Origin of the sequence: Vibrio sp. 1151_11, from assembly GCF_029478525.1 — a bacterium.
Lineage (GTDB): Bacteria > Pseudomonadota > Gammaproteobacteria > Enterobacterales > Vibrionaceae > Vibrio > Vibrio anguillarum.
Genome location: NZ_SHMN01000005.1, coordinates 109,040 through 127,105, shown reverse-complemented (window position 1 = coordinate 127,105; position 18,066 = coordinate 109,040). Strand labels below are relative to the sequence as shown.

Genomic DNA, 18,066 nt, shown 5'->3' with positions numbered 1-18,066 from the left:
AATGAGAAATTGGTTTGAGTATTGAGTTGGAACTAACTGACTAGCCTTGCAATCAGGCGTAATTCACTTGGTTTTGCTGCGCGGGTTGTTCACCAAACCAATGCAGTTTTTCCGACAGCGCCACCACTTCGCCCACCACAATCAAGGCCGGAGCCTGCGCCCGCGCCGCCAGTTGTGATAAGTCACTGAGCTGCCCTTTGAAGACTTTTTGTGAACGCTGAGTACCGCGTTCAATAATCGCGATTGGTGTGTTGGCTTGGCGTCCATGTTCAATTAACTGCTGCTGGATATAACTCGACTTCATCAAGCCCATGTAAATGACTAAGGTTTGATTACCACGCGCCAGTGTTGACCAATCCATGTCATCGTTTTCCGCTTTAAGGTGACCAGTGACAAACAGAGCGGATTGCGCATAATCACGATGAGTCAGTGGAATACCCGCATAGGCCGTTGCGCCTGCCGCCGCTGTAATACCGGGGATCACCTGAAATTTCACCCCCGCATCAAACAGCACTTCCAACTCTTCACCACCGCGGCCAAACATAAACGGATCGCCGCCTTTAATACGCACGACTTTGTAACCTTGCTGCGCAAAATCGATCAGCAATTGATTGGTTTTTTCTTGAGGAACACTGTGGTGTCCAGCGCGCTTACCCACGCAGACTAAGATGGTATCGCTCGGCACCAGCGCCATAATTTCATCAGACACTAGGTAGTCGTACAACACCACGTCGGCTTGTTGTAGAAAGCTCAACGCTTTGAGCGTCAGCAGTTCTGGGTCGCCCGGCCCTGCACCAATCAAAGCCACTTCACCGCAGGTCAATTGGCTTTTGACGTACGATGGAGCGCTACTTGCCAAAGCATCATTGTTGACCGCGACTAAGCGCGGCCCTTTGATTGGCAACTGAGAAATGGTTTCCGTCGTACTCATTGTTGTTATCCATAACTTAATTCATGGATGCATTATGGCGGGCTCTTCATATTACCTGAAATTCTAAAATTTCATTTTTTATATCAAAAGCTGATAAGGGAATGGATAATTCCGAATAAGAAGTGACTATCTCTCTGATTAAAAGCCAATCAATGATGAGATCTTGTCGACAGAATGCCGGTGAGTTAACGCGTAACATCACAAATTGATATTCATTGAAATCATCGTTTCATAAGATTTTGTTACATTAGACGAGTTATTTGTTCCCTACCCCTAACTGGAGTACACAATGAAAGTGGCAGTGAAACCTCTCTCCATCGCGATTTTGAGCGGTATGTTAGCAATGGCTGGCCCAGCAATGGCGGACACCATTAAACTGCGTATCGTCGAAACGACCGATATTCACACCAATGTGATGGATTACGATTACTACAAAGACAAGCCATCGAACCAGATTGGTTTATCCCGTGCGGCGACGTTAGTGAAGCAAGCGCGCAGCGAAGTCGAAAACAGCATTTTGGTCGATAACGGTGATTTACTCCAAGGTAGCCCAATGGGCGACTATATGGCCGCCAAAGGCATCAAGGTTGGTGAGGTTCACCCAGTTTACAAAGCGATGAATCAGCTCGGCTACGATGTGGGTAACATTGGTAACCATGAATTTAACTACGGTTTGTCCTTTTTAAAGGAGAGTATTAACGACGCCGCATTCCCGTATGTCAATGCCAACGTCTATGACCAACAAACGGGCAAACACCTCTTCAATCCCTATCTCATTAAAACGCACACGTTCAAAGATACCGATGGCAAAGAGCACCAAATTAAAGTGGGTTACATTGGTTTTGTCCCACCACAAATCATGGTGTGGGATAAGAAAAATCTGGATGGCAAAGTGTTTGCCAAAGACATCAAGCAAACAGCCGAGGAGCTGATCCCGCAGATGAAAAAAGAGGGTGCCGATGTGATCGTGGCAATCCCGCACTCTGGTGTCTCAGCTAACCCATATTCCGTTGGTGCAGAAAACTCGGTTTACTACCTCACCCAAGTAGAAGGCATTGACGCGATTGCTTTTGGTCACTCTCACGCGGTATTCCCTAGCCAAGATTTTGCCAAACTGCCAGGAGCAGATGTGACTAAAGGCACCATTAATGGCGTAACCGCTGTCATGCCGGGGCGCTGGGGTAGCCATGTTGGTGTGATGGATCTGACTTTGCAAAGCAAAGATGGCCAATGGTCAGTCGTGAATGGTCAATCCCAAGCTCGCCCAATCTTCGATAAAGCCAATAAGAAATCACTGGCAGCAGCCGATACAGGCATAGTGAAAGCCTTAGAGTCGGACCATAAAGGCACGCGAGATTTCGTGAATCAACCGATTGGCCAAGCGAATGATGTGATGTACAGCTTTTTAGCCTTGGTACAAGATGACCCAACCGTGCAAATCGTTAACCTTGCACAAAAAGATTATGTGGAACGCTTTATTCAAGGCGACCCAGATCTTGATGGTTTGCCAGTGTTATCGGCCGCGGCACCTTTTAAAGTCGGTGGCCGTAAAGATGATCCTGCCGGTTTCACTGAAGTCGAAGCTGGCCAACTGACATTTCGTAACGCAGCAGATCTCTATCTTTACCCTAATACATTAGTCGCGCTGAAAATGACGGGTAAAGAAGTGAAGGAATGGTTGGAATGCAGCGCGGGGCAGTTTAATCAGATTGATCCGCACAGCACTCAACCACAATCCTTGATCAATTGGGCTGATTTCCGCACGTATAACTTTGATGTGATGGATGGGGTGAATTACCAAATCGATGTGACTCAACCCGCCAAATACGATGGTGATTGTAAAGTGGCGCATAAACATAAAGATGCTGAGCGCATTGTAGGCTTAACTTATCAAGGTAAACCTATCGATGTAAAACAGACCTTTATTGTCGCCACCAATAACTACCGCGCTTACAGCAATAAATTTGCAGGCACGGGCGCACAATTTGTTGCCTTTGACTCACCCGACGAAAACCGCACGGCCGTCGCCAACTACATTTCGCGCGTGAGTAAAGAAAAAGGTCAAGTTACGCCAAGTGCTGATAACAACTGGTCGTTTGCTCCGATTAAAACCAATACTGCATTAGATATTCGTTTTGAAACCTCTCCAAGTGAGAAAGCAGCACAGTTCATCAAAGAGAAAGGCCAATACCCAATGACTTTGGTGGAAAACGATGAGGTTGGTTTTGCGGTTTACAGGATTGACCTTACCCAATAGCCCACTCAAATCGATTGAAAGAGGCCCATGAATTAAGGCGCTTTCACCTCACAAACGCAGCCTTTCGCTGCGTTTTTTATTTCCCGCTCGACAACCCTAACTCTGATCTTGATGGTTCTTGACTATCCACGCTTCATTTAAGGTTCGTTACAACCTCTGTTTAATTTTCAAACATTAGTTTGATTAAATTTAATTATAAAAAATCATCAAATATGCAATTTTTCTATTCTTTGGCAGGTCTTTGTCCTCGTAATGAGAATAAAAGCGCAATCAGCGCCTTATTCTATACTTGATCATAATTTGCTAAGGAGGAAGTGTGGCGCTTGCTATCGACATTCAAACCTTTCTAACAGCCGAAAGTCATTCACTGACTTTACTATTCATCGGCGTAATTTTGCTTTCCTATTTGTTAGAGGATGTCGCTATTGTCACCGCTGCCACACTGGCTTTGCAAAATCTCATGCCCCCCGGCTTGGCGTTGTTGGCTATTTTTGTCGGCATTGTCAGTGGCGATCTCGGTTTGTATTACTTAGGCCAAGTGGCACAACGCGTTCGTCCGCTTCGTTATCAAGCGCTGACCAATAAACATTTTCGAACCGTCCGTCGCAAGCTGCACCATCATACTTTTTTAAATCTGTTTATTATTCGCTTTGTCCCCGGCCTAAGAACGGTGGGCTTTACTTTGAGCGGCTTTTTTTCTATTCCGTTGGCGCTATTTCTGTGCTCCGTACTGACGGCCACAGCACTGTGGACACTGATCGTTTTTTCAACGCTTTATTACCTAGGGAGTCAGGTTTGGCAACAGTCCTCTCATTATCAATGGATCATTATTCCTATCGCGATTGGGCTATTAATGCTCACCAATCGTCTTCTCAACAAATCATTTTCTAAAGGATTGTCATGAACGCCAAATTAGAAATGCCTTGCATTGCACATGGCAAAATCAACGCGGGTATGCCGCTTTTAGAGCAAGACACCAAACGCAGCATTTCTCCTTATGAATTTCTGCCCAGTTGGTTTTTCTACACTCCGGTGGTGATTCAAAGCCTGCTGCAAGGGCTGCGTTATGGCAACTGGGGCTTACCCTTAATTGCAAACCCCGGCATCAAGCTCAGCGGCATGGTTGGAGAGTCAAAACACGACATTCTTAATCTAGCCGGTGAATACGCTCAGCAGTGGATATCGCCCTTTATCACCCGAACGAAAAGCCATCAAACCGCTCAGCAGCAAACAGCACAGGCTCTGTCTGCAATGCAACAAGCATCGTTGGATTTCCCTCTTGTCGCTAAACCAGATTTAGGCTGCCGCGGCGTTGGCGTCAAACTGCTGCAAAATGAACAGCAACTGAGTGACTACATTCAATCATTTCCGATTAATGCCCGTTTTTTACTGCAACAAAAAGCGCCGTATCAGGCTGAAGCTGGCGTATTTTATGTGCGCTATCCCGGTGAGGCTCAAGGCAACATTATTTCCATCACACTTAAGTATGCCCCGTTTGTCACTGGGGATGGCATTCACACTTTAAAGCAGTTAATTGAACGCTGCCCACGCGCAGGGCAACTCCCTCATCTCTATTTTCCTCGCCACCTTGAGAAGCTCGATTGGGTTCTTGAAGCAGGGCAGGAGTTTCAACTCGCCTTTGCGGGCAGCCATAGTCGCGGATCGATTTTCCGCAATGGTAACCGTTACATTACTCGCGCTCTCACCAACAAGTTAGATGAGATTTTTAACAATGTTGACGGGTTTCACTATGGGCGGCTCGATATCAAGTTTGCCAATATTCACCAATTGATGGCTGGAGAACAGTTCACGATTTTGGAAATCAATGGCGCAAGCAGTGAAGCCGCTCATATTTGGGATAGAGAAACACCGCTGCGAGAGATCTTCTCGACCTTACTCAGACAGTACCGAATCTTATTCGACATTGGCGCGCAACAGCGAAAGTTAGGCCATCAAACACCCAAAATGGCTGAACTGCTGAACGCTTGGCGCAAAGAAAAGGCCTTAACCGAACACTACCCAAGCACGGATTAACCTTATCCATAAGAACAATCATAGGGATAGAAATATGTTTGCAATCACCACAAGTTCACAACAAAGCGCATCGCAGCCTAATCATGCCCCCGTGATCCAAGGCGGCATTGAAACACTGGAACAAGCGCACCAGTTTCTCGAACAGTTAGAAGATAGGCACTACACCCACTTAGCCACGCCAATTGTCGCCAGTTCAGTGGGGCAACATTTTCGTCATTGGTTAGATCTGTTTCATGCGCTGGCTAACTCAACTAGCACTATTGATTACAACCAACGCCGCCGGGGCCACCTCGTTGAGACGTCCCGTGCTGCGGCCTTGGCCGAAATTGAGTATTTAATTCAATGGTTAACGCAGTGCTCGGCCTCACTCCAAAAATCCGTTACGGTACTTGTTGAAACCTCATTGCAGGAAACGCAAGTGTGCTCTTTATCATCAACATGGGAGCGAGAGCTAAGCTTCGCCACTTTGCATGCACAGCACCATTTTGCGATGGCTAAAGTGGTCGCTCATTTGCTGCATGTAGAAACCGATGCCGCTTTCGGCTTAGCGCCAGCCACGGCCTCCTTCATTCGGGGGCAATAACATGTGCTCAGTTTCTTGGTTACTCGACAAACACGGCTATCATCTGTTTTTTAACCGTGATGAACAAAAAAACCGCCCATTAGCGTTGCCACCTAAACAATACACGCAAGCTGGTGTTGAAGTGTTGATGCCGATTGATCCTGCTGGTGGAGGCAGTTGGATCAGCCTTAATGAATGCGGTTTGGCTTTGTGCTTGCTCAATAATTACCAAGGTAAAATCCCCCAAGGAGCCGATGCCGAACGCTTAGTGAGCCGCGGTCAATTGCTTAAGCATTTATCCAGTCAAATCAGTGTTGAGAAGGTTATCCAAGCGTTTGCACAGCTCAACCTTCAGCAATTTGCACCATTCACTTTGCTTGCTTTCGACCCTGATTTAACTGATGTACAAGGCAATGTAATGGCTCTGGCGTGGAATGGTGAACAGAGCCAAATCGCGGTGACGCAATCGCCTCTATTTTCATCCAGTGTCGATTTAGAACAGGTGCAACACTACCGCTCGCAGCTCTATCAAGCTTTAATCGCCGAGGAAGATAGTGTGCAACAGCGACTAAAGTTTCACGCCCACCACCATGTCGCCCATCCACATTGGGCACCCTGTATGCATCGTCAAGATGCGCACACCGTTAGCTTTACCTATTTACGCGTCACACAACAGCAGCAGTATATGACCTATATCTCAGGTTCACCTTGCTTACAGCTCAGTGAGACATCACTCCACCAGCAGCGCGATGAGATCGACAAAACCACGCCTTGGGTCGCCAATTTATGAGGAATCAACAATGAAACGTTTACTAGGACTATTACTACTACTTGTCAGCAACGTGAGCCTCGCTGAGGATGAAATTTACACCAGCTTTCTGAGCAATAAAGCGCTGAGTGGCTATGACACCGTCGCCTACTTCACCGAAGGAGAGCCAGTAAAAGGCTCCTCCGATTTTTCGACCCTTTATAAAAATGCGCAGTGGTATTTTTCTTCAAAAGAGAACCTTGAACTGTTTCTGAATAACCCTAACCAATATGCGCCGCAATATGGCGGCTACTGCGCTTGGGCCGTCTCTGAAAAGAATGATTTTGCTCCGGGAGATCCCAATCAATGGGCGATTGTCGACGGCAAGCTCTATCTCAATTACGACAAAAAGATCAAAACATTATGGGATGCCAACCAAGCGGTGCACATCCAACAGGCCGATAAAAATTGGCCCAATTTAATTAAGTAGTAGGAGCCACACCATGACGTTTAAAGCTAGCCAACATCTTCCCTCACTCTTGATTGCGTTTGTTTTTATTCAATCGCTTGTCTTTAAGTTTTCCGGCTCTTACGAAACCAACTATATTTTTGGCACCTTAGGTGCGTGGTCTGGCCTCGGTTGGTTTGCTGTGTATGGCGGGTATTTAATCGGAACGGCTGAACTGATAGCCTCTATTTTGCTGTTTAGCCGCTGGCATGGCCTTGGTGCACTGATGAGCGTCGGCATTATGAGTGGTGCGATTTTCTTTCATTTATTTACGCCTCTTGGCATTGTGATGCCAGAGTTTAACCAAGTAGGAGAAGTGGTCGGCAATGATAGCGGCCTGCTATTTGCGATGGCTTGTCTTGTTTGGTTGTGTGCGGCTTTTTTGGTGCGACGAGATCTCAAAAACGGTGATGGTTTATTGCACCAGTGGCTGAATAAAGGAGTGTAATTATGCTAGCCAGTCCTTTTCGTTTACCACGACACACTCCATTTGGCGTCGCAGAATCAATTGTTGAATGGGCCTCTGGGCTTGCAACACTGGATAAACTGTATCAGCAGCGTCCTGCCAAACCCTCTTGCTTTGAGTTTATGCGCTACACGCTAGCGGCACTCAATATCGAATATCGCCTTGCTTTGGGCAGCATCGATAACATTCCACAAACAGGCCCAGTGGTGATCGTCGCTAACCACCCGCTGGGCGCAATTGAAGGGGTGATATTAGCCGATTTAATTGGTTCAGTACGCACCGATATTAAAGTGCTGGCGAATCAGTTGCTAAAGCGCCTGCCTGAAATTAGTGAACTCTTTATCGGTGTCGATGTGTTCAATAGTAAAAGTGCTCGCAGCACCAATGCGCAAGCCATTCGAGATGCGAACCTTCATTTGGCTCAAGGTGGCTTATTGATTATCTTCCCCGCTGGTGAGGTATCTACTTACCCTAAAGGATCGCAAACACTGTCGGATATCGAATGGAGTCAATCCGTCGCCAAATTTGTTAAACGCGCCCAAGCCACCACCGTCCCGATCTTTATTAATGGTAAAAATAGCACTCTGTTTTATCAAGCGGGGCGAATTCATCCATTACTGCGAACGGCATTGCTCGGCCGCGAGCTACTGAATAAGCAGGCGCACAACATTGAAATTTCCATCGGCAATCCCATCCCCTATTCCGAAGTAAAAGCATTTGAACAAGAACGGGACATTGTTCATTATCTGCGTCTCAATACCTATTTAATGAGTGCAGCACCCACTGCAACGCCATCCTCACCAGAATTAGTAACATCGCCCCTTCCTATTATTGATGCGCTTATTGTAGAGAAACTCGAGCAAGATCTCGCCGCGCTGCCAAGCGAAAGCAAGCTCTTAGAGCAAGGTGATTGGATTGTCTATTGCGCCGCAAGCGAGCAGTTGCCCCACATACTGCAAGAGATTGGTCGAATTCGTGAAGAGAGTTTTCGCGCCGTAGGTGAAGGAAGCGGCTTAGCTTGTGATCTTGATGAGTATGATCGCCATTACTACCAACTCTTTGTTTGGCACAAGAAAGACCGTCAAATTGTTGGAGCTTATCGATTGGGGTTAGTGGATGAACTGATAGCGAAGCAAGGGTTAGCAGGGCTCTATTCCCGTAGCTTATTTCAGTATGATGAAGCCTTCATCAACACACTCGATACCAGTATTGAGCTAGGCCGCTCGGTGGTTTCCTCGAAATACCAGCGCAACCTCAACTCACTGTTAATGCTGTGGAAAGGTATTGCTGCGTTTGTCGCGCGTCATCCACAATACACGCACTTGTTTGGCCCAGTAAGCATTAGCAACGATTACAGCCACTCCGCGCGACAATTAATGGCCGCCACACTCTCTATTCATCATTATGATCATGAAAAGGCAACCTTGGTTTCACCTTCCACTCCACTACGGAGCAATGGGAACACATTTTGGCAAACCAACTTGCTCTCCTCTTTGGCAAGCATTTCTCTGCTGTCGAAAGTGTTAGCAAAAATGGAAAATGGCAAGGGCCTTCCTGTATTGCTGCGCCAATATTTAGGGATGAATGGCAAGCTCGTCTGTTTTAATGTCGACCCCGCGTTTAACAATGCGTTGGATGGCTTAATTGTGGTGAACTTGAAACAAGTTCCACTGCATACACTGGCAAAATACATGGGTAAAGAGCAGGCCAGCGCTTATTTGGATTCGACACCTTTCAGTTCAAAGCCCTCATAAACGCAAAAGCCAGCGAGTTGTTCGCTGGCTTTAATTCTAAATGAAGGGGCTTATTTTAGAAGGCGTGCTCTAAATTGGCGTCCTTTCATCTTACCGCTTTCCATTTTCTTCAGTGCTTTTTTCGCCACCGATTTATGGACTGCAACGTAGCTGCGCATCGGTAACATGTTAATTTTACCGACATATTGACCGTCAATACCGTCGTTACTGGTCAACGCCCCTAGAATATCTCCCGGGCGCACTTTCTGCTTTTTACCGCCATCAATCTGGATAGTGACCATATTGGCTTGATAAGGCGCGTTGTTTAGCGCACTGGCATCAGGCAATTTAGCAGGTTCGATGGGCATATCCATATATTCATCAATCATCGCCACTCGGTGCATTTCACTGTCACTGAAGAAGCTAAAAGCTAAACCTTTACTGCCCGCTCGGCCAGTACGCCCAATGCGGTGCACGTGCACTTCAGGATCACGTGATAACTCAAAGTTAAATACCGCATCTAAGTTATCGACATCAAGGCCACGTGCCGCCACATCGGTTGCAACTAAAATGGAGATACTTTTATTAGCAAACTGCACCAAAGCTTGGTCACGGTCACGCTGCTCTAAATCACCATGCAGTTCCACCACACTAAAGCCCTTGTGATGTAGATCTTCAGCAACACTTTGTACTTCTTTCTTTGTATTACAGAACACCACGGCAGATTCAGGCTGATGGTGTAAAAGCAGCAGTTCTAACGCGCGATCACGCGCCTCTGTACCCTCTACTTTATAAAAATATTGCTGAATGCTGGACGTATCATGGGTGGATTCAACTTTGACCATTTCAGGCTCACGCATAATCCGCTGCGCAATTTGTTTGATTTGATTTGGGAACGTAGCACTAAACAGCAATGTTTGACGGCTGGTTGGCGTTTCATTGATGATCGCATCCAGCGCTTCTTGGAAACCCATTTCGAGCATTCGGTCCGCTTCATCAAGCACTAACGTATTGAGTTCAGAGAGATCGATACGACCTTTGTCTAAATGGTCAAGAATACGCCCCGGAGTACCAACCAAAATATGTGCACCGTGCTCTAACGAACCAATTTGTGGCCCCATTGGCATGCCGCCACACAAGGTGAGCACTTTAATATTATGAATGGCGCGGCCGAGTGTGCGAATATCCGTTGCGACTTGATCGGCTAACTCCCGCGTTGGGCATAGCACCAAAGCTTGAACGCGAAAACGCTTAACGTTGAGGTTAGATAATACGCCTAAACCAAACGCTGCTGTTTTTCCTGAGCCTGTTTTTCCCTGGCCAATCACATCCTTACCCGCCAAAATGGTTGGCAAGCTTAACGCCTGAATCGGCGTCATCTTGGTGTATCCCAAAGTATCGAGGTTAGAAAGAAGTTCTGGTTGTAGATTTACCGTTGAAAAAGAGAGATTACTCAAGAGACCGTCCTTTCGTTAGACGAAAATTAAACGCCTATTATCGTTATTTAACCTCGTGTGGCTAGTGAATCTTTATTTATCATTCATCAAGTTTGTAGCTCACTCTTAACCTTTGTTAATGAATCATGCACTTAAGCTTGATAGAGTAACGACATCCATTTTTAAAGGGGCACTACGATGATTACTTGGCACTGTCTTTCATTCTCACAATTAACCACTCATCAACTTTATGCGCTACTTAAACTGCGCGTCGATGTCTTTGTGGTCGAACAAACCTGTCCTTACCCTGAATTGGATAATAAGGATATTCAGCCGAGTGTTTTTCATTTAATTGGTGAACAGGATCAGCAGATTGTTGCCTGCGCGCGCTTACTCCCTGCGGGGATTAGCTACCCAAGTGTCAGTATTGGTCGCATTGCAACCCAAAAAGAAGCGAGAGGAAATGGCCTTGGACACCAATTAATGCAGCAAGCATTAGCCGAATGCCAGAAGCTGTGGCCCAATCAAGATATTGAAATTGGTGCACAGCACTATCTTGCTAGCTTCTATCAAAGTTATGGTTTTCAACAAACGTCGGCGATGTATCTAGAAGATGATATCCCGCATATCGACATGCAGCTCAGCAAGTAAATAACCCCCTTGATCAAAGCGTGTTATTTACTACGGCCAAATCCGCCATCTGAGCGCCTGAAAAACATCACTGATTGATCGTTTTTCTCAAGTTGCAGGATATCGAGTTGCCCATCAGCCGCGAGTTTGAAGCGAACTAATTGGCCTTGGGTAATTTGGCTGAGCGGTTTGTCACTGCCTTCAATTTTGACTAAGGCATTAAGATCAGACATCGGTAAATCATTTGCCCGAAAAACCTGCGACAAAGTGTCCCCGTTTTTAACCGTGTACTCTCGCCAGAACTCAGATTTACGATCGGTTTGTTGAGGCGTTTTTTGTTCACTCAACCCAACCGTATTTATGCTAATTTCCACACGCTCACTACTTTTCGGTACAGCGGCCTGCTCTGTTCGCTCAGGAAAAGGAATAATAATGAGCAAACACACTACTGGAACGATCGCTAATAAAGCGCGCTGGTGAAGCTTAGGCAGCGCCAGCCAAACTGTGCGAACACGTAAAATAAGGCCACGCCAATCGAATGCATGCCACTTCTGTTGGATAAACGCTAAATAATCAGTTTGCGGTTTCTTCTTGTGACGACGATTCATCTTAACCCGTCTCCTTTTCTGTCGAGCTACAGTATAAAAACTCAAGAGGGATCAGTATAGAGCCAAGGTGGCGATAACGTAAACGTTGACACAATCTTGAACATTTTTCTTTGGGATCTGCGATTTGTCACAACCTGAAGGTTCAATATTGGATATTTCCCATTAGCATTTCATCCCATGCTTGAAACTGATATCCTTTGGCACTTGTTTATTTACATAAAAAGAGTGACTGTTTATGTCTGAAGTAAAATTTGACACTGTAGAGCAAAAAGCAAGCTACGGTATCGGTCTACAAATGGGCCAACAACTTGCGGGTAGTGGTCTAGAAGGACTTAACGTTGACGCCATCGCCGCAGGTATCGCAACCGCATTAGTAGGCGACATGCCATCAATTGAAATTGATGAAATCAATAATGCACTGCAAGAGTTGCACATGCGTGCAGAATCTCTACGCCAAGAAGCTGCCAAAGCAGCCGCAGCCGACGGTGAAGTATTCTTAACAGATAACGCACTACGCCCTGAAGTGACCGTTCTTGAATCTGGTCTACAGTACGAAATTCTTACAGAAGGTACGGGGGATATCCCGACATCTGACAAGCAAGTACGTGTTCATTACCACGGTGAATTGACTGACGGTACAGTATTTGATAGCTCTGTATCTCGCGGTCAACCAGCTGAATTCCCAGTAACAGGTGTAATCAAAGGTTGGGTAGAAGCACTACAACTGATGCCTGTGGGTTCAAAATGGAAACTCTATATTCCACAAGATCTTGCCTACGGTGAGCGTGGCGCTGGCGCTGCAATTCCTCCTTTTGCAGCTCTAGTATTTGAAGTAGAGCTACTCGACATTCTATAAATAGAATTGATATAGAATTGATAATGAGAAGGTTGGCATTCGCTGACCTTTTTTTATTAGTATTTCTTACTTAGCATCTATCAAAAACGACACTACGCATACTTATCTGGTTAGCCCGTGTTCAAAGATAAAATCTACGCATACAAAAAAGCCGAGTATTACTACTCGGCTTTTTTAATTATACGAACTGATTACTCAGCAGCAGCTTCTACAGCTACTTCTGGGCGATCGACAAGCTCAATGTATGCCATTGGAGCTTTATCACCAGTACGGAAACCGCACTTTAGGATACGTGTGTAGCCGCCTTGGCGAGCTGCAAAACGTGGACCTAGTTCGTTAAATAGTTTTGCCACAACTTCGTTATCACGAGTGCGAGCAAATGCTAGACGACGGTTTGCAACACTGTCAGTCTTAGCTAGTGTAATCAAAGGCTCAACGACGCGACGTAGCTCTTTTGCTTTTGGCAAAGTAGTCTTGATAACTTCATGACGTACTAGAGAGCTAGCCATGTTGCTGAACATCGCTTTGCGATGACTGCTGTTGCGGTTGAGTTGACGACCACTCTTACGATGGCGCATGACCTAATCCTTCTAACTAGTATCGATTAATCTTCAGCGATAGACGCTGGCGGCCAGTTCTCTAGGCGCATGCCCAAAGATAGACCACGTGATGCAAGCACGTCTTTAATCTCTGTAAGAGATTTCTTACCAAGGTTTGGCGTTTTAAGTAGCTCAACCTCAGTGCGCTGTACTAGATCACCGATGTAGTGAATCGCTTCTGCTTTCAAACAGTTAGCAGAGCGAACTGTTAGTTCAAGATCGTCTACAGGACGCAGTAGGATTGGATCGAATTCTGGCTTCTCTTCCTTCTCCTCAGGTACACGTACATCACGAAGATCTACGAACGCATCCAATTGTTCAGCAAGAATAGTTGCTGCACGACGGATTGCTTCCTCAGGTTCTAGAGTACCGTTCGTTTCCATATCGATAACGAGCTTATCTAAATCAGTACGTTGTTCTACGCGAGCGGCTTCCACAGAGTAGGCAATTTTGTCTACTGGGCTGTAAGTAGCATCTACAAGTAGACGACCGATTGGACGCTCATCCTCTTCAGTATGGATACGAGCTGAAGCTGGAACATAACCACGACCACGTTCTACTTTGATACGCATAGCGATCTCAGCGTTGTCATCCGTTAGATGACAAATCACGTGCTCAGGGTTAGTGATCTCTACATCACCATCATGGGTGATGTCACCTGCAACAACAGGGCCCGAGCCTGATTTGTTTAGCGTAATGAACACTTCATCTTTGCCTTCGGCAACGCGAACAGCCAAACCTTTTAGGTTCAGAAGGATCTCAAGGATATCTTCTTGAATGCCTTCTTTGGTGCTGTACTCGTGTAGTACGCCTTCAATCTCCACTTCAGTTACAGCACAACCTGGCATTGAAGATAGAAGAATACGGCGAAGTGCATTACCCAGAGTATGGCCGAAACCACGCTCTAACGGCTCAAGAGTTACTTTTGCGTGTGTCGTGCTAATCTGTTCGATATCAACAAGACGTGGCTTAAGAAATTCTGTTACAGAACCCTGCATTGTGTCCTCTCTTTAGTTTAACCTTACTTAGAGTAAAGCTCGACGATCAATTGTTCGTTGATGTCAGCTGACAGGTCAGAACGCTCAGGCATACGCTTGAATGTACCTTCCATTTGGCCGCCATCTACTTCAATCCAAGTTGGTTTTTCGCGTTGTTCAGCAACTTCTAGAGCTGCTTTAATGCGAGATTGCTTTTTAGCTTTCTCACGGATTGCAACAACGTCGTTAACCGCAACATTGAAAGAAGGAACGTTTACAACTTTACCGTTAACTAGGATAGCTTTGTGGCTTACTAGCTGACGTGCTTCTGCGCGAGTAGCGCCAAAGCCCATGCGGTAAACTACGTTATCAAGACGACCTTCAAGAAGCTGAAGTAGGTTTTCACCAGTATTGCCTTTAAGACGTGCAGCTTCTTTGTAGTAGTTACGGAATTGTTTTTCTAGAACGCCATAAATACGACGAACTTTTTGCTTCTCACGAAGCTGAACACCGTACTCAGATAGACGACCGCGACGAGCGCCGTGTACACCTGGTGCGTTGTCAATTTTACACTTGGTATCAATCGCACGAATGCCTGACTTAAGGAACAAGTCAGTACCTTCGCGGCGGCTAAGCTTCAGCTTAGGACCCAAATATCTTGCCATGATCTTTCTCCAATCTTCCTAGAAACGTTATACGCGGCGTTTCTTAGGTGGACGACAACCGTTATGAGGGATTGGTGTCGCATCAACAATGTTAGTGATACGGAAACCAGCAGCGTTCAGTGCGCGAACAGTTGATTCACGACCTGGACCTGGACCCTTAACCATAACCTCTAGGTTCTTAAGGCCGTATTCTTTAGCCATTTCAGCACAACGCTCAGCAGCAACCTGTGCAGCGAACGGAGTAGACTTACGAGAACCGCGGAAACCAGAACCACCAGCAGTTGCCCAAGCTAGAGCATTACCTTGACGGTCTGTGATAGTTACGATTGTGTTATTGAAAGATGCATGGATGTGCGCTACGCCATCAGCAACTTGCTTGCGTACACGCTTACGTGCGCGAGTTGGTTGTTTTGCCATTGTACTCTATACCCTTCCGACTATTTCTTGATCGGTTTACGCGGACCCTTACGGGTACGAGCGTTGGTTTTAGTACGCTGTCCACGTAGTGGTAGACTGCGACGATGACGAAGACCACGGTAACAGCCAAGGTCCATAAGACGCTTGATGTTCATGGAAACTTCACGACGAAGATCACCCTCTACAGTGTATTTAGCTACACCATCACGCAGTAGATCGATCTGCTCTTCAGTTAGTTCACTGATCTTAACACTTTCAGCAATACCCAAATCAGCTAAGATAGCTTTCGAACGGGTCTTACCGATGCCGTAGATTGCAGTTAATGCAATTACAGCATGCTTCTGATCAGGAATGTTAATGCCTGCTATACGGGCCACTATTCACTCCTAGTACTTATATAAGAAATTATCCGCAGCAAAGCCCGTCGAGGATACGCTGCGGCATACTACTTCTTTTGCACACAAAAGGTAGGCCGAGGAATATACTCGACCGACCTTTATATTTCAAGTAAAAATTTCTGCTAATTAGCCTTGGCGCTGCTTGTGCTTTGGCTCACTGCAAATCACGCGAACGACGCCGTTACGCTTGATTACTTTACAGTTACGACAGATTTTTTTAACGGAAGCACGAACTTTCATTGCTAAACTCCGTAAGTGAAATCTGAATTAACGGCCGTAGCCCTTCAGATTTGCTTTTTTCAACACAGAATCATACTGTTGGGACATCATATGAGTCTGTACCTGTGCCATAAAGTCCATAATCACAACCACTACGATAAGTAGTGATGTGCCGCCGAAGTAGAAACGTACGTTCCACGCGACCATCATGAACTCGGGAATCAGACAGATAAAGGTAATGTAGAGAGCACCCGCTAAGGTTAGTCTGGTCATTACTTTATCAATGTATCTCGCTGTCTGCTCACCTGGGCGGATGCCGGGTACGAACGCACCGGACTTCTTCAAGTTATCCGCTGTTTCACGAGGGTTAAACACCAACGCTGTGTAAAAGAAACAGAAGAAAATAATCGCTGCTGCATAAAGCATAACGTACAGAGGTTGACCAGGGCTAAGAGCCAAAGACACATCAGTTAACCAACCGAATGTGCTGCTCTCACCATTTTGACCAAACCACTGAGCTAATGTTCCTGGGAACAAAATAATACTCGATGCAAAAATTGCAGGTATTACACCCGCCATATTAATTTTCAATGGCAAGTGAGTACTTTGCGCTGCAAACACTTTACGACCTTGTTGACGCTTTGCATAGTTAACGACAATACGACGCTGACCACGCTCCATGAAAACAACGAAATAAATTACAGCAAAAGAAAGTACCGCAATTAACAACAGAAGAAGCACATGCAATTCACCTTGACGCGCTTGCTCAATCGTTTGTCCGATTGCCGAAGGCAATCCAGCAACAATACCTGCAAAAATCAAGATGGAAATACCATTTCCTATTCCACGCTCAGTAATTTGTTCACCTAACCACATTAAGAACATGGTGCCAGTTACTAAACTCACGGTAGCAATCAGGGTAAACATGGTTTGGTCGATAACAACCAGATTGTTGACCATGTTTGGTAAGCCTGTTGCGATACCAATAGCTTGGAATATTGCAAGTACAAGCGTGCCATAACGCGTATATTGGCTAATCTTACGACGCCCTGCCTCACCCTCTTTCTTGAGTTCGGCTAACGCTGGATGAACTACAGTTAGCAATTGGACAACAATTGACGCCGAAATATACGGCATGATGCCCAATGCTAAGATAGATGCACGCGAAAGAGCACCACCGGAGAACATGTTAAACATTTCAACGATGGTACCTTTTTGCTGTTCGAACAAATCGGCAAGTACAGCTGCGTCAATACCAGGAATCGGCACAAAAGAACCGGCTCGGAATACTAAAAGTGCACCAATTACGAATAATAAGCGCGACTTTAGCTCACTTAAGCCGCTCTGAGCACTACGAAAATCTTGTCCTGGTTTCTTAGCCATCTGTACCTCGTTCCTCGAGATTATTCCTCGATTTTACCGCCTGCAGCTTCGATTGCAGCTTTAGCGCCTTTAGTCACGCGAAGACCTTTCACAGTCACTGCTTTGCTAATCTCACCAGAAAGAACAACTTTAACATTTTCGATGTTCTTAGTGATTAGGTTAGCTGCTTTCAAGCTGTTTAGATCGACCACGTCACCCGTAACTTTCGCTAGCTCAGCTAGACGAATTTCAGCAGACACTAGGCTCTTACGAGAAGTGAAACCGAATTTAGGTAGACGTTGTTTTAGAGGCATTTGACCGCCTTCAAAACCTGGACGAACTGTACCGCCAGAACGTGACTTTTGACCTTTGTGACCGCGGCCACCTGTTTTACCAAGGCCAGAACCGATACCACGGCCTAGACGCTTAGGAGCGTGCTTAGAACCAGCAGCCGGTGATAGAGTATTCAAACGCATTCTGATTACTCCTCAACTTTAACCATGTAGTAAACCTTGTTGATCATACCGCGTACACACGGTGTATCTTCAAGTTCTACTGTATGGTTGATACGACGAAGGCCTAGACCACGCAAAGTAGCTTTGTGCTTTGGTAGACGACCAATTGAGCTTTTAGTTTGAGTTACTTTAATAGTTGCCATGG

22 protein-coding genes are annotated in these 18,066 nt (G+C 45.9%); 10 read left to right on the top strand and 12 right to left on the bottom strand.

Annotated elements, in window-relative coordinates:
* Positions 1-52: 52 nt before the first annotated feature.
* A complete protein-coding gene (gene cobA, locus EXZ60_RS05860) occupies positions 53-931 on the bottom strand; it encodes a uroporphyrinogen-III C-methyltransferase (RefSeq protein WP_094133341.1) in 879 nt (292 codons plus the stop codon).
* A 289-nt stretch (positions 932-1,220) separates the two neighbouring features.
* On the opposite strand from cobA, the gene cpdB reads away from it, so the two are divergent.
* The 8 genes from cpdB to EXZ60_RS05820 all read left to right on the top strand — a co-directional run bounded on the left by cpdB (position 1,221) and on the right by EXZ60_RS05820 (position 9,260).
* Entirely contained in the window at positions 1,221-3,188 is a 1,968-nt protein-coding gene (cpdB, locus tag EXZ60_RS05855) for a 2',3'-cyclic-nucleotide 2'-phosphodiesterase (protein ID WP_017042864.1), read from the top strand.
* 316 nt (positions 3,189-3,504) lie between these two features.
* Positions 3,505-4,092, top strand: coding sequence for a DedA family protein (locus EXZ60_RS05850; protein WP_081245125.1), 588 nt, complete (start codon positions 3,505-3,507; stop codon positions 4,090-4,092).
* Positions 4,089-5,222 (top strand): hypothetical protein, encoded by a 1,134-nt coding sequence (locus EXZ60_RS05845; RefSeq protein ID WP_017042863.1) that lies wholly within the window; start codon positions 4,089-4,091, stop codon positions 5,220-5,222. Before EXZ60_RS05850 ends, EXZ60_RS05845 begins: the two co-directional genes overlap by 4 nt.
* Before the next feature lie 34 nt (positions 5,223-5,256).
* Positions 5,257-5,805: a hypothetical protein gene (locus EXZ60_RS05840; RefSeq protein WP_013855937.1), complete on the top strand. Its 549-nt coding sequence runs from the start codon at positions 5,257-5,259 to the stop codon at positions 5,803-5,805.
* A 1-nt stretch (position 5,806) separates the two neighbouring features.
* Positions 5,807-6,574 carry an NRDE family protein gene (locus EXZ60_RS05835; RefSeq protein WP_277435438.1) on the top strand — a complete coding sequence of 256 codons (768 nt, stop codon included), beginning with the start codon at positions 5,807-5,809 and terminating at the stop codon, positions 6,572-6,574.
* A 10-nt stretch (positions 6,575-6,584) separates the two neighbouring features.
* Positions 6,585-7,022, top strand: coding sequence for a YHS domain-containing (seleno)protein (locus EXZ60_RS05830; RefSeq protein ID WP_017049191.1), 438 nt, complete (start codon positions 6,585-6,587; stop codon positions 7,020-7,022).
* Between the two features lie 13 nt (positions 7,023-7,035).
* On the top strand, positions 7,036-7,488 hold the full coding sequence (locus tag EXZ60_RS05825; RefSeq protein WP_013855934.1) for a hypothetical protein: 453 nt from the start codon (positions 7,036-7,038) through the stop codon (positions 7,486-7,488).
* A 2-nt stretch (positions 7,489-7,490) separates the two neighbouring features.
* A complete protein-coding gene (locus EXZ60_RS05820; protein WP_088729170.1) occupies positions 7,491-9,260 on the top strand; it encodes a GNAT family N-acyltransferase in 1,770 nt (589 codons plus the stop codon).
* Between the two features lie 50 nt (positions 9,261-9,310).
* On the opposite strand, the gene dbpA is transcribed toward EXZ60_RS05820, so the two are convergent.
* Complete coding sequence (dbpA, locus tag EXZ60_RS05815) at positions 9,311-10,696, bottom strand: ATP-dependent RNA helicase DbpA (RefSeq protein ID WP_017042859.1); 1,386 nt, start codon at positions 10,694-10,696, stop codon at positions 9,311-9,313.
* 177 nt (positions 10,697-10,873) lie between these two features.
* On the opposite strand from dbpA, the gene EXZ60_RS05810 reads away from it, so the two are divergent.
* Positions 10,874-11,326 carry a GNAT family N-acetyltransferase gene (locus tag EXZ60_RS05810; protein WP_277435437.1) on the top strand — a complete coding sequence of 151 codons (453 nt, stop codon included), beginning with the start codon at positions 10,874-10,876 and terminating at the stop codon, positions 11,324-11,326.
* A gap of 23 nt (positions 11,327-11,349) precedes the next feature.
* Here EXZ60_RS05810 and EXZ60_RS05805 read toward each other — a convergent pair whose 3' ends face one another.
* Positions 11,350-11,913 carry a LysM-like peptidoglycan-binding domain-containing protein gene (locus EXZ60_RS05805; RefSeq protein ID WP_064625935.1) on the bottom strand — a complete coding sequence of 188 codons (564 nt, stop codon included), beginning with the start codon at positions 11,911-11,913 and terminating at the stop codon, positions 11,350-11,352.
* A 235-nt stretch (positions 11,914-12,148) separates the two neighbouring features.
* On the opposite strand from EXZ60_RS05805, the gene EXZ60_RS05800 reads away from it, so the two are divergent.
* Positions 12,149-12,769 (top strand): FKBP-type peptidyl-prolyl cis-trans isomerase, encoded by a 621-nt coding sequence (locus EXZ60_RS05800; RefSeq protein ID WP_010318783.1) that lies wholly within the window; start codon positions 12,149-12,151, stop codon positions 12,767-12,769.
* A gap of 191 nt (positions 12,770-12,960) precedes the next feature.
* Here EXZ60_RS05800 and rplQ read toward each other — a convergent pair whose 3' ends face one another.
* The 9 genes from rplQ to rpmD all read right to left on the bottom strand — a co-directional run bounded on the left by rplQ (position 12,961) and on the right by rpmD (position 18,064).
* On the bottom strand, positions 12,961-13,347 hold the full coding sequence (rplQ, locus tag EXZ60_RS05795; protein WP_017042856.1) for a 50S ribosomal protein L17: 387 nt from the start codon (positions 13,345-13,347) through the stop codon (positions 12,961-12,963).
* A gap of 26 nt (positions 13,348-13,373) precedes the next feature.
* Positions 13,374-14,366, bottom strand: a complete 993-nt coding sequence (gene rpoA / locus EXZ60_RS05790) for a DNA-directed RNA polymerase subunit alpha (protein WP_010318781.1) — start codon at positions 14,364-14,366, stop codon at positions 13,374-13,376.
* Between the two features lie 23 nt (positions 14,367-14,389).
* Complete coding sequence (gene rpsD, locus EXZ60_RS05785) at positions 14,390-15,010, bottom strand: 30S ribosomal protein S4 (RefSeq protein WP_013855928.1); 621 nt, start codon at positions 15,008-15,010, stop codon at positions 14,390-14,392.
* A gap of 27 nt (positions 15,011-15,037) precedes the next feature.
* Positions 15,038-15,427, bottom strand: coding sequence for a 30S ribosomal protein S11 (rpsK, locus tag EXZ60_RS05780; protein ID WP_001118870.1), 390 nt, complete (start codon positions 15,425-15,427; stop codon positions 15,038-15,040).
* 20 nt (positions 15,428-15,447) lie between these two features.
* On the bottom strand, positions 15,448-15,804 hold the full coding sequence (rpsM, locus tag EXZ60_RS05775) for a 30S ribosomal protein S13 (RefSeq protein WP_010318779.1): 357 nt from the start codon (positions 15,802-15,804) through the stop codon (positions 15,448-15,450).
* A 147-nt stretch (positions 15,805-15,951) separates the two neighbouring features.
* The gene (gene rpmJ / locus EXZ60_RS05770) at positions 15,952-16,065 is read right to left on the bottom strand and encodes a 50S ribosomal protein L36 (protein ID WP_000868186.1); all 114 of its coding nucleotides are present in this window, start codon (positions 16,063-16,065) and stop codon (positions 15,952-15,954) included.
* A gap of 27 nt (positions 16,066-16,092) precedes the next feature.
* Positions 16,093-17,427 (bottom strand): preprotein translocase subunit SecY, encoded by a 1,335-nt coding sequence (gene secY, locus EXZ60_RS05765; protein ID WP_017046739.1) that lies wholly within the window; start codon positions 17,425-17,427, stop codon positions 16,093-16,095.
* Between the two features lie 20 nt (positions 17,428-17,447).
* Positions 17,448-17,882 carry a 50S ribosomal protein L15 gene (gene rplO, locus EXZ60_RS05760; protein WP_010318777.1) on the bottom strand — a complete coding sequence of 145 codons (435 nt, stop codon included), beginning with the start codon at positions 17,880-17,882 and terminating at the stop codon, positions 17,448-17,450.
* A gap of 5 nt (positions 17,883-17,887) precedes the next feature.
* Positions 17,888-18,064: a 50S ribosomal protein L30 gene (gene rpmD / locus EXZ60_RS05755; protein WP_004398455.1), complete on the bottom strand. Its 177-nt coding sequence runs from the start codon at positions 18,062-18,064 to the stop codon at positions 17,888-17,890.
* Between the last annotated feature and the right edge of the window lie 2 nt (positions 18,065-18,066).